This window comes from Sphingobacterium sp. B16(2022), from assembly GCF_012030425.1.
Classification (GTDB): Bacteria; Bacteroidota; Bacteroidia; order Sphingobacteriales; family Sphingobacteriaceae; genus Sphingobacterium; species Sphingobacterium anhuiense.
This window is the reverse complement of the sequence record NZ_JAAUVN010000005.1, coordinates 143284-156304: the sequence shown is the minus strand read 5'-3', so window position 1 is coordinate 156304 and position 13021 is coordinate 143284. Positions and strand designations below refer to the sequence as shown.

Sequence of the window (13021 nt, the reverse complement as noted above, 5' to 3'; positions counted from 1 at the left end):
ATCTAATCAAAATTCAGAGTTAATGGGAAATATATTTCAACTTGATAACCTGTTCCGTCCTGTTTAAAATTCGGATGTTTGCGCATACCTGCAACATGCTTATCCTTTCCAAATAGCAGTTCAATACGCTCCTCGGTTATTACCTGAGATAAGGATTCTTTCTTCTTTTTTATCTGTGAGTTTTCCGCCACTCCCACTCCATTATCAGTAATCTCAATATGTAGCGTACCTTTAGTTTGGTAAAACCTAACTTGTAGACAACCTTTATCCTCCAGGCTCATAAGACCATGTTCTATCGCATTTTCTAAAAAGGGCTGGACTAACATCGGAGGAATAAGTGTATTATCTAAGTCTAAATCGCCTGTTTCCACATGATATTCAAAAGAGTGATTAAAACGCATTTGTTGAAGATTGACGTAGTTATTAAGACTATCTATTTCTTTTTCTAACGGTATAAAATCTTTTCTATTTAACTCTAACATATCGCGGATAACTTTTGTCAGAGTAACCAAATACTTATTTGCTTCCAATTTTTTATCGGTACTGATCAAGCCCTGCAAGTTGGCAATAGAATTATATATAAAATGAGGATTTAGCTGATTTTGCCTATTTTTTTGTTCTAAGACAAGTTGTTTATGTTGTAATAACAATTTATCATGTTCAGCCTTGAAGAGTTTTTGTTTGTAGGAGCTGAAAACAAAAAAGACAATAAAGATCGTCAATATGATGAAAATTATAAATGTCCATCGCTGTTGGGTAATAAATTTACTGTTTAAATCATTATTTTCCTGAAGAGATCGAATTGCTTCATCTTTCTTCTGAGCATCATAACGTGCAGTAATGTCAGCTATCGCTGTCTTTTGCATCACCTCAGTGGCCTGTAGATATGCTTCATATTGTTTTCTACCATATAGATAAGCCTGTTTATAATCGCCCTTTTTTTCATAAGATTTGCTTAAGATATCCAATACCGAAGTCATATCTTTGGTTTCCTTTTTGTTTTTACGAGCGATTTCCATCCCCCTCTTCACATATAGAATAGCTGAATCAGGTTGATTGTTAGCAAGGAATAGGTCGGCAAAATTATTGTACTGTTTTAATGCCGTATTCTCTTTCGTTTTGGTGAGATAGTTAAAATATATCCTATGTCGATCAACAGCTTCTTTTGTCTTTCCCTGTTTTTTCAGCCATTGTGATTCAAAGTCAATCGAACGCATTAATGCCATTGTATCATCCAATTCTCTAGCCAAAGCTTGACAGCTATCCAGATATGTCTCAGCCCCAGGAGTTCCATCAAGATCTAAGGAGATCATAAAACGAATATCATAGTACATTTGAAGGAAGCGTGCAGATGTTGCATAAGGATGATTTTGTCTGAACAATTTAATATACCGTAAAGAATTCTCGGAGTCCTGATTAGTATAAAAAATCATGGCCAACATGTTGTCATATAAAAATAAGAATACAGACTTAGATTTCTCCACCTGACTTCTTGTATTCATAAGCTCCTTGGTCACTTCTGAGCTATTAATATCTGTATGGTCGGCTTTACTTTTTAAGAGCACATATTTCTTTAAAGCCCACTCATCCACCTGCTTAGGTAATATATATATGTTATTCACACTACTTATCAGTGAATCATCTTTAAAACCAAAGGGTAAATTAAGTGCTTTGAGTGCCCAATAATAAATATTCTTGTTAAAATTGGCTGATTTTTCATACTCGACAAACAGACTATCTCTGATCCGATTATTATCCTGTGTTGAATTTATAATCGAACTTAACAAATGATGCTTTGCAACACTGTCCAAAGTCAAACCTGCATGTTTAGAAATTGTTGGCTTCTGACTGGAGTCACAGCTTACAAATATGGTTAAAAAATAAATGCAGAAAATTATGCTCCAAATTCTATTCAATTTCAGCAAGCGACCAGTTTTTAGACAATATTCTTTCATCCCTATAAAAATCATTTTTTAAAACAACTAATATAAACCATTTTCAATATTCGCTATAGTTCAACCAATATTCGAAACGATCTTGTCGATATTTAAAGAACAAGATTGTCCGAAACTTATACTATATGTAAAAATAAATAAGGTTACAGAAGTGCTGACTTCAATTAGTTTGTTTCAAATATATTTAAAAAATGGAACTAGTCAGGGGCTCTCAATTCAATTATATAAATAGTCAAATAAAAAATGCTAAAATTATTTTAAAAAAAATCCGCCGGTTTACCATATTACATAAAATCAAAACCCTATAAATCAGAAAATTTACAGGGTTTTGATTTTTATTTTAAATTACGATTTTCTATCTAGTACCTATTTTGGTTGGTTAAACATGTACCGAGCGATCTTCCATTTGTTATTTTCTTTTTTCATTAAAAAAAACTCTCGATTTAACTCGTTAGATTTTTGTCCACTAGCACGGATCAATTGACTTCCGTTTGATTGAGTTCGAACAAATACTACACTATCTTCAAGTATAACTGCTTCCTCCATTTTAAAGGATACATTAAGCAGGATTGCTTTAAAAACATTTTGATAAGCTATTGTAAGTTCATGTTTTCCTGTTGCTGTGGGCAACCCTGTTGCCATAAATATACCGTCAGCCGTATATTGACCGACGGCCTGCTCGACATTTGATTTATTCAGGGCCTCAAAATAAATAGTCAAAGCATCTTCGATTTCCGCTTTTATTGTTTGTTTATTCATTACTGTTGAGTTTTCAAGTTTAGAAATATGTGCATCATCATTCCGTTGATTTGTTTCATCTTGACAGGCTAATAACATAAAAAAAAACACTGCCGCCACCATGGCCTTTATCATACAATTTTAGATTTTATGTTGACCAATAATATCCTTTGCTTCATCAAGTACCACTGTTTTTCCCAGTGCTCCGAACTCATGAAGATCGCCAAATACTTCTATGCGAATAGATTGATTGATACCTCCAATATGAAGAGGTTCAAAACCACTGGCTTTGATTAATTCTTCAACAAATTGATTACTATTAGTATTATCCGATGCATAAAATAACACTTTATTTTGAGGGGTAACGAAAGCCTCTTCTGATAATGAATGTACACCTAGAGTTCCAAATGCTTTAACAAAACTGGTTTCTTTAGGTACCAAAGCTAATAGAGTCTGACCTGCAGAATCATGTTGATCAATAATTTTTCTAAAACCTCCATTGCCATCTGGAGCAATTGGATTTGAAACATCTACAATAATTTTTCCTTTTAGCTCCGTCGCATACTGCACCAAAAATTCTTTAATATTATCAAAGTAAATCGCAGGAATGATTACATCAGCTTTATGAATCGCATCGGATATCTCCTCTGCAGTGGCAAGATTTCCAAATTTGTCCGCCAGATTGCTTGCCTTCTCAAATGCTCTAGAGGAAAGGATAACCGGGTGATTTCCTTTTACAAGATTAGTGGCTATGGCTTTACCAATATTACCCAAACCAATAACGGCTACTTTTACTTGTTGATTTACTGTATTCATCGTTTTATATGTTAAAAATTTGTTTGTCATTATTGACAATACAAAATTGCGATGAATAGTCAACCTACACCTATAAGCTATAATAAGAAATACCCTTAATCTAGTTTAAGAGTATAGTTATTTTCTAAATCTATCGTTCTTTATTTTACTCAAAAATTCTGCAGTTATACCTAAATAAGAGGCAATTTGTGTATTAGGTAGCCTATTTGCTAAATTGGGATATTGATTAATAAAACTTTCGTACCTATCAATAGCGGTAGAACTAAACATTTGTAATAATCGATTTTGAAGTTCAATATATTTATTTTCAATAATCACACGGAAATTACGGTCAAACTTTGGATAATTAGTGTATAAATACCATAAATCACCTTTGGAAATCTGTAATACTACTGAAGGTTCTATTGCTTCTATATATAACTGCGAAGGAGTTTCACGATGTAAACTACCTATGTCCGAAATCCAATCGTCTTCAGCTGCGAAGACAAGATTATGTTCAGCCCCCTTATCATCTATACCGTACATTTTAAAACAACCAGTCTGTATGTAGGTAAAAGACTTACATACATCCCCTTGGTGTAAAAGAAACTGTCTTCTTTTTATAGTTCTCTTCGTAATATGGTTTGTTAAAACCGCGATCTCCTCGCTATCAAGGGGCAGATACTGGTTAAAGTGGTTTATAATATGATCCATATCAATTCTTTTTTCTAAACAATCTTCTAAAGATACAAAATGAGAATGCCATGAATATAATGATGGATTTAATATTTCTAAATAATGCCGCGTTTATAGTTTTGATAAATACGCTATATTTTCAAAATTAAAACACATATGCTATAACATTCATCCTAATTTTTAAACAAGGAATATACTAATAAAGTTAACAACTTTAAGATCCGAGTACATGGAGTGATGGTGTAAAAAAGAGTCATAAACGAATGCTTTACCATATAAAACAATCCGAAATAATTATTTTTTTCCTTTTAATAAAGCAACAACAGCAATTACTAACATTTTTCTTATATTAGGGAAAATATTACATATCAAGGTATCCTTACTAACATTTAACTTTTCTTTATGAAAGCTTTAATTATAATCGATGTACAGTATGATTTTTTACCAGGAGGTGCTTTAGCTGTTAATCATGGTGATGAAATCGTGCACACAATTAACGAGCTACAGACACAGTATGATCTTGTGGTAGCCACACAAGATTGGCATCCAAGGGGGCATAAAAGTTTTTATACCTCGCATCCTGGCAAAGAGCCATTTGAAGAAATAAAGTTAAATGGATTAGATCAGGTACTTTGGCCAGAGCATTGCATACAAGGAACTAAAGGCGCTGAATTCGTCTCTGGACTTTCAACAAATGCAATTGAAGCTATTTTTAGAAAAGGAATGGATAAAGAAATTGATAGCTATAGTGGTTTTTTTGATAATGGTAGAAAAAAATCTACAGGAATGGGTGATTATCTTAAAGGTAGAGGTGTTACAGAAGTAGCTGTCTGTGGAGTGGCTGCTGATTACTGCGTATATTACACTGCAAACGATGCTTTAGATTTAGGTTTTAAATCGAGTATTATAGCGGGTGCATCTAAACCAATAGATCTGGAAAGATACGATCGTGTGAAAAAAGACTTTATCTCGAAGGGCGGTACAATCATATGACCAGCTGACAACTCTAAACATAATATTTACAGTAATTATAAATTAGGCCCAATAGCGAAGTTGGGCTTTTCTTATGATCACGAATGTAGAAGGCTTAATTTCAGGTTTATGTATTCGTTATCAAATTGATTGTTGGTATATGATAAAGAACACCAATAGTAATGGCAGGCCATTTCCTTCTTTTCCCCCTTTTCATAAAGAAATGCTAAAGAGCTATAAAATGGAAATTTAAGAAAGTCATTTAACATAGGTTCCAAATCAAACATTTTCTCAATCAATGGAGTTATTGGCAAGTAATTACTCTCAGCAATAACCCTATTTATTTTTACTGCTATAGCATTAGGCTCTAAAAATTCTAATTGAGAATACAAGGTAGATATCAATCTCCAATCTGTTTTTTCATAATTAGGTGAAGAACAATGCACTGAAGCAATTAAAGCCTCTAAATGATATTTATTCAGCCTATTTTTACTTAAATCTATTTTATTAAGATAAGCATATCCCTCGCTTATTAAATTTTTATCCCAAAGCGTCCGATTTTGAAATTGAATAGATATCCATCCATTTTCTTGAATCCTTGCGGGAAATCGAGAAACATGAAAGAAAAATAAAGCTAAAAGAGCATTTAATTCACAATGATCCTCCTGATATTTTTTGACTAAAACACTTAGACGAATCGCTTCAAAACATAAATCCTTTTTTATTGATTCTCGTTTTTGAGCAGATTTGAAGCCTTCATTAAACATCAAATACAATACATGAAGCAGATGGGGCATCTCATTATGCAAGCTTTCGAATTCACATTTCTCATATTGAATAGCAATTTTTTTTATTAAAACCTGACTTCGTAAGATGATCTTTTTAATAGTTTCAACGGGTAACATCATGGCTCTTGATATTTCAGAATAGCCAAATCCACATAAATAAAACAAAGATATAATCAACTTATTTCTGTCAGAGACATTGATTTTAGAAAAGAAGATCAACAATTGAAGTAAACTATCTTCGGCTTCATGTGACGCAATTGATTCTTCTTCCTCGTACGAAATTCGATTAAGAATCTTGCTTCCAACCGAATCTCGATTGATTTTATTGATTAATTTATTTTGAGAAACATAAATTAACCATCCGAAACAATTTTTGGGAGTTCCTTTATATCTCCATTCACTTAGGGCAATTTCAAATGCTTCCTGAACTGCATCAACAATATTATCGATCTGCTGATATCCAAATTTTGCAGACAAAAACGAAATCATCTTTCCATGGTATTCCCTGAAAAGATGATCTGTTAATTTGTCAATGTCCTTATTGCTCATCGGTAATGATAATCTCCCGTATTTCTAAAGTTGCACCATTCTTTAAATCAGGACAACTTTTAGCAAGCTGTGTTGCTTCTTCCAAACTTTTCACACTTAATTTGTAGTAACCGCTAACACATTCTTTTGTCTCGATGTATGGACCATCTGAAATCATATCCTTCTTTAATGTAACTCCATTAGCTTCTAGTGGATTTCCTTCTAGAAAATGTCCATTTGCAACCAGTTCCTCTACCCAATTGATATGTTCCTGAATATCAGCCTGCATATCTTCTACCGATAGGTTGCCATAAGTCGAAGACTCACGAATCAACAATAAAAACTCTTTCATCTTTTCTTAATTAAGGTTAATAAATATACTATTTATTTTAATGACAAATGAGGATCGTAATTCGGGACATTTTTTTTCAAATCGTATTCAAGAAATTTATAATCACATGAATAGATGCAATTTAACGTAATATAAGGTACTAAAAAATAGTGATTAATGTATATGATCGCGATTAGATATATACTTTTTCCTTGTCAATAAAATCAGAAGACAAAACTTAACGTCTGCCTTTAAGATTTCAAGAACATTCTCTTAAATAAATTATGCAATTAAATATACTGCATTCAAAGGCAATTCATCAAGTTGATTTATCTCCGACTGTTTAACAAATCCCTTACTTTCAAAAAGTCTGATAAAGGGATTTTGAATATACTCGTGGATCCATACCGCTTCATATGGCCTGCAGACGGATAAACTTTTTTCCAGTAATGCTTCTTCTACACCCAGATTAAAATATTTTTTTAAGATCCCAAAATTGGCAATACGGATAGCCCGTTTACGGTCTAAACTCGAAGGTCTAACGCCCTTTGACGTAATTTGGACGAATCCTGCCGGTATATTATCGACGTATGCGATGAGCCATTGATTTGACATGCTATTTAATTCTTCAACCAAATTGCTATCACTAAAATTTTCATGTATATATTTCTCTACGAACGAAAGCTCTAGATGTTTTGAAAACTTTTCTATCGCTATCGCATGCGTTAATGTTAAAAGAGCTGCCAATCCTTCTTCTGTAGCTATAGTAAATTTGATTATTATTTTCATACTGATATCATAAATGTGTGTGCACAAATGTATAAGTCTTTCAAAAGAATAAAGAGAACAGCTTATGCAACATGAAGCAGTACAGTTGTTATCGCATTAGTTGACCAGCAAGCATAATCGCTTCTATCTTCTTAACAGAAAATTTGTCTGCAAATACTACTCGAAAGTAATTTGCGAACGCCCCCGAAAATGAAAAAGTATACCCAGGAGTAAATCTCACTCCTATTTGCTCACATTGTCTGTAAAATTTAAGCATGTCTGTCCCGTCAGGCATCTTTACCCAAATATTATAGCCTCCTGCTGGCATTAAAATAGAAGTACTGTCCGGAAAATTAGCAGAAAGCAAGTGTACAGTACTATAGGCATTCTTAGCCAATTGCATTCTAAAGGAACGTATATGACGATCGTAACTACTTCCTGTCATCAGTTTATTTAGCGTCTCCTGATATAAAGGAGAAACGGTACTTCCCAATGAAAATTTAATCTGCTCTGCCCGTTGCATAAATTTTCCAGCCGCCAACCAACCTAGTCTTATACCGGGAGCCAAAGTTTTCGAATAGGACGAATAAGTAAGAACTAGACCACTTACATCAAAACTTCTCAAAGTAGTCGGTCGCTGTCCATGAAAATTCAGATCACCATACATATCATTTTCAATAAGCGCAACATTATAGTATTGTGCTACAGTAACTAAGGCTAGCTTTTGTTCATCTGACATTAATATCCCTGTCGGGTTATGAAAATTTGAAGTTACAATCGCCGCTTTAACCGGATTGTGAAGGCATGCCTCTCTGAAAAAATTAATATCAAATCCCAAAACCGGATCTACAGAAATCTCGATAACTTTCAGGTTCAATACCCTTATTACTTCAAGTACCGAAAATACACAGGGATTTTCCACTGCTACAACATCGCCCGAAGAACAAACTGTAGCCAGAGCAATATATAAAGCCTGCAATGCACCATCTGTAATAATTAGCTCATCCATATGAATAACAGTACGATAAGCTGCCGCACGTGTGATAATATGTTCTTTTAACTCAACAGAACCATTTGAAGGATAATACCGAAGTAGACCTGCCCCCTGCTCCCGGATCACCTGTTGCATCGTCCGCAACACTAACTTTTGTGGCACAAGCAAATCTCCAGGAGCAGCTACATTAAACTCAGAAAATGTCTTTCCTGCTCCCGCAGAAGTTGTAAGTCCAAGATGATTCTTAAATATAGCATCCCTAATGACTGGAATACGGTCACTTTTTAACTCTTCTACATTTTTTTTTGTTTGATAACTTACATAATAACCCGATTTAGGAATACTTTCCACTAAACCATGAATCATCAGATATTCGTACCCATTTTGTATTGTACTGACACTGATCTTAAACTGTTCTTTCAACTCACGAACGGAAGGCAGTTTATGACCTGGCTTGAAAATACCATCTTTGATATTTTTTTCTATAGTACTGGTAAATAGTTCGAATTTATACGCCTTCATATCTGTACTGGTAAGTTTTACAAAATCTACACCTATATCGCAAATCTAAGTAATTTACCTTTGAGAAAAAAAATACTATGTCCCCTAATAATTTCATAAGTAGTCCAGTAGATCTACGCAATTTATCCTTTTCCTCTTTACAAGTTGTATGCGAAGACTTACGATCGTTTATTATCGATCATGTTGCCGTAAACGGAGGTCATTTCAGTTCTAGTTTAGGTGTTGTTGAACTTACTGTGGCCTTACATTATGTTTTTAATACGCCTATAGACAAACTGATCTGGGATGTAGGACATCAAGCTTATCCTCATAAATTACTCACAGGAAGAAGAAAATCTTTTTACTCTAACCGAGTACTAGGAGGTATAAGCGGTTTCCCCTGTAGGGACGAAAGCGAATTTGATGCATTTGGAACTGGTCATTCTTCTACCTCCATTTCGGCCATCCTAGGTATGGCTATCGCAGCCAAATATCGCGGAGAACTCAACCGGCAGCATATTGCTGTTATTGGAGATGGGGCGATGACAGCAGGACAAGCCTTTGAAGCAATGAACAATGCGGGATATGAACAACCAAACATGCTTATTATACTCAATGATAATAATATGTCTATCGATAGCAATACCGGTGCACTACAAAATTATTTGACAGATCTCACTACCGCTAAATATTACAATACGTTAAAGTTACATCTCAAAAATCTCCTTTCATCAGAAAATTCATCCACAAAATGGGCTTCAGAGACGCTGCGAAAATTTGATAAAATCATTAAGGGAGGATTTATGCAGCATAGTAATCTTTTCGAAGCATTAAACATACGATATTTTGGTCCTGTAGATGGACATGATCTAAAAAAAATGATTGGTTTGTTCGAAAAACTAAAGCACATACCAGGACCAAAATTACTTCATTGTGTTACTATCAAAGGAAAGGGATTTGCTCCCGCTCTGGCCGATCCTAAAAAATGGCATGCTCCAGGAACTTTTAATAAATCAACGGGAGCGAAGTTGAGTACAGTTAATCGCAGTCCCACTTTTCAGGAGGTTTTTGGAAATACGCTACTTACACTAGCAAAAACCAATGACCGCATCATAGCAGTCAGTCCAGCCATGTTATCGGGTAGCTCGTTATCGAAGATGAAATCAGAAATGCCTGACCGAGTTTTTGATGTCGGTATTGCCGAACAACATTCCGTTACTTTTTGTGCTGGACTTGCCGCTGACGGCCTGTTGCCATTTTGCGCAATATATTCAACATTCCTACAGCGCGCCTACGATCAGCTCATACATGATGTCGCTTTGCAAAAGTTACCTGTTGTATTCTGCATAGATCGTGCAGGTGTTGTTGGCACAGATGGGCCAACACATCACGGCGCATTTGACATTTCCTTTCTTAGATGTATACCCAACATAACAGGTGCATCTCCCATGGATTTGGATGATTTTAAAAATCTGCTTTTCACAGCACAATGCGATACGTTAAATGGTCCTTTCGCGATACGCTATCCAAAAAGCGTAGGCTCTGGTGAGCTCAAAAGTAAGTTTTGCAAAATACCTCTCGGAAAGGGACGAAAAATCAAATCTGGAAAAAGAATAGCCATATTATCGCTCGGTCCGATAGGTCAATTTGCAGTAGAAGCCTGTCAAGAACTTTTGGATGATCACATTGATGTAGCCCATTACGACCTCCGGTTCTTTAAACCTATTGATGAAACATTACTGCACGATGTCTTTAGTCAATTTTCAGTCGTGATTACTATAGAAGATGGTAGTATCATAGGCGGGATAGGTAGTGCAGTAATGGAATTTATGGTAGATAATGGATATCATTCCATTTTAAAACGTCTGGGGTTACCTGATACATTTGCGACACAGGGAACCCAGAATCAACTTCATGCAATATACGGATATGATAAGAAAGCTATAATTTCTTTGATTAGATCACTACACCATGAACCAAATAAAGAGAACATCTCTTAAAAAAAACAATTAGTTATATAAATATGCTGCGCTTGTATCTTGATTTAAGCAAATAAAACAAGCTCTGAAATAGAGCTTGTTTTTAAATATCAGAACTATTAAAAATAGCCAACCTATTCAAGTTTGTATTACCAAAGTCTATATGCTACACCAAGTGTTAGATACATATTATGCAAATTATATCCTATTCCACGGAAAGATGAAGTGAAAACCGGATTTAAGCCTAATTGTCCTGTCAGATCTGCCGCCCAACGTTGACCAAAATGCCTTGAAACTCCTAAATGAGCTCCAATATCAAAGGATCTCACCTCTCTTGAAAAGTCAAAATCAGCACTTTCAATCAATACTTTTTCACCTAATGAATTACCTTTTCTAATATAACCATCTGACACAGTTCCTTTGAATTCAGCCGATAATAAACAAGCGAAATACATCCCTAATTTAAAATCCCATTCTCCCTGACGGTAACCTGAAAAAACAGGTAGCGTTAAATACACATTTCGGGATGTCGTGGCGTTTGTTCCTGTAAAATCTCCTTCAAAAGAGCCTTTTTCACCATTACCATTATCCACAGAAATAATAGTATGAAAGTACTGGACACTGTCAGTTACTTTCATTCCTTTAACATCTACGCTTAATCCAGTACCTACAAACCACTTTGATGAAAGATCATATGTAGCCTGATAGCCAATAGAAGGTGAAAATATCGGTGCATAACTATTGATCTGACGAATGGTATTAGGAAAAGAAAAAGGAGCCGTAGCACCAATATTATAACCTAATGTAATTGAATGCTTAATCTGATCAAATAAAAACTTTCGCTTTATGTCTTGTGCGTACAAGATATTTGATCCCACCAATAGACAACAATAAAGGGATAACGTTATATATTTCTTCATAATAAAGGTACGATTCTTAAACTATCTACCACCAATCTCGATCCTATCGCTCCTCTATATTGATCCCCTTCAGCACTGGACGAGGTAACAATGGCCATCATCAAATTTTTACCAATACTAGCATCCTGTTTATATACAAAAGGAATATCAAAACGTGTAAAATTGGTTTTATCAGAGCCATCCTGAAGATCCGCACGCGCAATTATCCGGTCCGAATTCATAATATTAGTCGCATTAAGTCTATCCGGACCGTTAAACAAAACGGCATAGATACTACATTTGTCTTTCACTCCTGGCTGAACCTGACCTACCTTATTTATAAAATCAGGTCCTGCACTATATTTATAATAACCTGTGAAAGATTTAGGAAGCCCCTTATAAGGTTCTCCAAATTCTGTCGCCGCCAACGGATTAAGCATAGCCTCAGAAGCATTAAAATTTCCTAAAAACAAAGAACCTGCATACAGTCGAATACCAATAAGTTCTGATAAAGGTGTACCTTTAATCGTAACCAGTTCTGCAGCCTTCGTTCCAAGGTAACCATCTGTAGTGGATCGTGTCGGGTATGCGTCACTGCGCGCAGGAACACCCGAAAGCGCAACTCCCGGATTGCCGGAGGACCAGAGCTGTAATCCATCATCCTCTACCGGATACTCATATTTATCTGTAGGATGACTAGCCCAATTTTGAAAAGCAAAATCCCAATGACCAATATTCACAACTTTAACCGTATACCGTTTGGTGTTTTCTCCTGATTCTGAAGTGACATCATATACAATTTCTTGATCACCGTCAAACTTGATCAGTGTTCCACTTGCTGGTTTTACAGAAGCACCCCTAGATAACGTCAGCACCGGAGAGATTCCCGAATCATAGGCTTCGTTTGTAAGGTTTAATGTTATTGTCCGATTTATCTGATCTATAAACACATTACCAGTTAGTAAATGTGGATCAACAGTAACGGATTCAATATCTGCCTCAGGATTTTGCGGAGCATCCTTAATACAGCCTTGCATAAGTACTATGCATAGAAATAGCGTGGCAAAAAGCCGTTTT

Annotated in this window: 12 protein-coding genes; 2 read left to right on the top strand and 10 right to left on the bottom strand. The window is 35.2% G+C overall.

What is annotated here, in order from left to right; translation table 11 throughout:
• Window positions 1-2: 2 nt before the first annotated feature.
• The 4 genes from HCX49_RS21275 to HCX49_RS21260 form a co-directional block, all read right to left on the bottom strand.
• Window positions 3-1955, bottom strand: coding sequence for a sensor histidine kinase (locus tag HCX49_RS21275; protein WP_168128073.1), 1953 nt, complete (start codon window positions 1953-1955; stop codon window positions 3-5).
• 366 nt (window positions 1956-2321) lie between these two features.
• Window positions 2322-2828, bottom strand: a complete 507-nt coding sequence (locus HCX49_RS21270; RefSeq protein ID WP_168128072.1) for a YybH family protein — start codon at window positions 2826-2828, stop codon at window positions 2322-2324.
• A 6-nt stretch (window positions 2829-2834) separates the two neighbouring features.
• A complete protein-coding gene (locus tag HCX49_RS21265) occupies window positions 2835-3509 on the bottom strand; it encodes an NADPH-dependent F420 reductase (protein ID WP_168128071.1) in 675 nt (224 codons plus the stop codon).
• Between the two features lie 117 nt (window positions 3510-3626).
• Window positions 3627-4202, bottom strand: a complete 576-nt coding sequence (locus HCX49_RS21260) for a Crp/Fnr family transcriptional regulator (protein WP_168128070.1) — start codon at window positions 4200-4202, stop codon at window positions 3627-3629.
• 384 nt (window positions 4203-4586) lie between these two features.
• Between HCX49_RS21260 and pncA the strand changes: the two genes are divergently transcribed.
• Complete coding sequence (gene pncA / locus HCX49_RS21255) at window positions 4587-5177, top strand: bifunctional nicotinamidase/pyrazinamidase (RefSeq protein ID WP_132843979.1); 591 nt, start codon at window positions 4587-4589, stop codon at window positions 5175-5177.
• Window positions 5178-5254: 77 nt separating this feature from the next.
• Here pncA and HCX49_RS21250 read toward each other — a convergent pair whose 3' ends face one another.
• The 4 genes from HCX49_RS21250 to HCX49_RS21235 all read right to left on the bottom strand — a co-directional run bounded on the left by HCX49_RS21250 (window position 5255) and on the right by HCX49_RS21235 (window position 9087).
• Window positions 5255-6421, bottom strand: coding sequence for a DUF6596 domain-containing protein (locus HCX49_RS21250; RefSeq protein WP_168128069.1), 1167 nt, complete (start codon window positions 6419-6421; stop codon window positions 5255-5257).
• A 61-nt stretch (window positions 6422-6482) separates the two neighbouring features.
• A complete protein-coding gene (locus HCX49_RS21245; RefSeq protein WP_132771948.1) occupies window positions 6483-6824 on the bottom strand; it encodes a YciI family protein in 342 nt (113 codons plus the stop codon).
• A 261-nt stretch (window positions 6825-7085) separates the two neighbouring features.
• A complete protein-coding gene (locus HCX49_RS21240) occupies window positions 7086-7592 on the bottom strand; it encodes an N-acetyltransferase (RefSeq protein ID WP_132843982.1) in 507 nt (168 codons plus the stop codon).
• Window positions 7593-7680: 88 nt separating this feature from the next.
• Complete coding sequence (locus tag HCX49_RS21235) at window positions 7681-9087, bottom strand: PLP-dependent aminotransferase family protein (protein ID WP_168128068.1); 1407 nt, start codon at window positions 9085-9087, stop codon at window positions 7681-7683.
• 77 nt (window positions 9088-9164) lie between these two features.
• Between HCX49_RS21235 and dxs the strand changes: the two genes are divergently transcribed.
• The gene (dxs, locus tag HCX49_RS21230; RefSeq protein ID WP_168128067.1) at window positions 9165-11066 is read left to right on the top strand and encodes a 1-deoxy-D-xylulose-5-phosphate synthase; all 1902 of its coding nucleotides are present in this window, start codon (window positions 9165-9167) and stop codon (window positions 11064-11066) included.
• 128 nt (window positions 11067-11194) lie between these two features.
• Here the strand turns inward: dxs and HCX49_RS21225 are convergent, their stop codons facing one another.
• Both HCX49_RS21225 and HCX49_RS21220 read right to left on the bottom strand, forming a co-directional pair.
• Window positions 11195-11965 carry a porin family protein gene (locus HCX49_RS21225; protein ID WP_168128066.1) on the bottom strand — a complete coding sequence of 257 codons (771 nt, stop codon included), beginning with the start codon at window positions 11963-11965 and terminating at the stop codon, window positions 11195-11197.
• The gene (locus HCX49_RS21220) at window positions 11962-12981 is read right to left on the bottom strand and encodes a PCMD domain-containing protein (protein ID WP_168128065.1); all 1020 of its coding nucleotides are present in this window, start codon (window positions 12979-12981) and stop codon (window positions 11962-11964) included. Before HCX49_RS21220 ends, HCX49_RS21225 begins: the two co-directional genes overlap by 4 nt.
• Window positions 12982-13021 lie beyond the last annotated feature (40 nt).

Excerpts from the sequence above, each read along its gene's own strand:
- HCX49_RS21245 (WP_132771948.1), bottom strand. The coding sequence starts at position 6,824 with ATGAAAGAGTTTTTATTGTTGATTCGTGAGTCTTCGACTTATGGCAAC.
- pncA (WP_132843979.1), top strand. The coding sequence starts at position 4,587 with ATGAAAGCTTTAATTATAATCGATGTACAGTATGATTTTTTACCAGGA.
- HCX49_RS21225 (WP_168128066.1), bottom strand. The coding sequence starts at position 11,965 with ATGAAGAAATATATAACGTTATCCCTTTATTGTTGTCTATTGGTGGGA.
- HCX49_RS21240 (WP_132843982.1), bottom strand. The coding sequence starts at position 7,592 with ATGAAAATAATAATCAAATTTACTATAGCTACAGAAGAAGGATTGGCA.
- HCX49_RS21260 (WP_168128070.1), bottom strand. The coding sequence starts at position 4,202 with ATGGATCATATTATAAACCACTTTAACCAGTATCTGCCCCTTGATAGC.
- HCX49_RS21270 (WP_168128072.1), bottom strand. The coding sequence starts at position 2,828 with ATGATAAAGGCCATGGTGGCGGCAGTGTTTTTTTTTATGTTATTAGCC.
- HCX49_RS21235 (WP_168128068.1), bottom strand. The coding sequence starts at position 9,087 with ATGAAGGCGTATAAATTCGAACTATTTACCAGTACTATAGAAAAAAAT.
- dxs (WP_168128067.1), top strand. The coding sequence starts at position 9,165 with ATGTCCCCTAATAATTTCATAAGTAGTCCAGTAGATCTACGCAATTTA.
- HCX49_RS21265 (WP_168128071.1), bottom strand. The coding sequence starts at position 3,509 with ATGAATACAGTAAATCAACAAGTAAAAGTAGCCGTTATTGGTTTGGGT.
- HCX49_RS21220 (WP_168128065.1), bottom strand. The coding sequence starts at position 12,981 with ATGCAAGGCTGTATTAAGGATGCTCCGCAAAATCCTGAGGCAGATATT.
- HCX49_RS21275 (WP_168128073.1), bottom strand. The coding sequence starts at position 1,955 with ATGAAAGAATATTGTCTAAAAACTGGTCGCTTGCTGAAATTGAATAGA.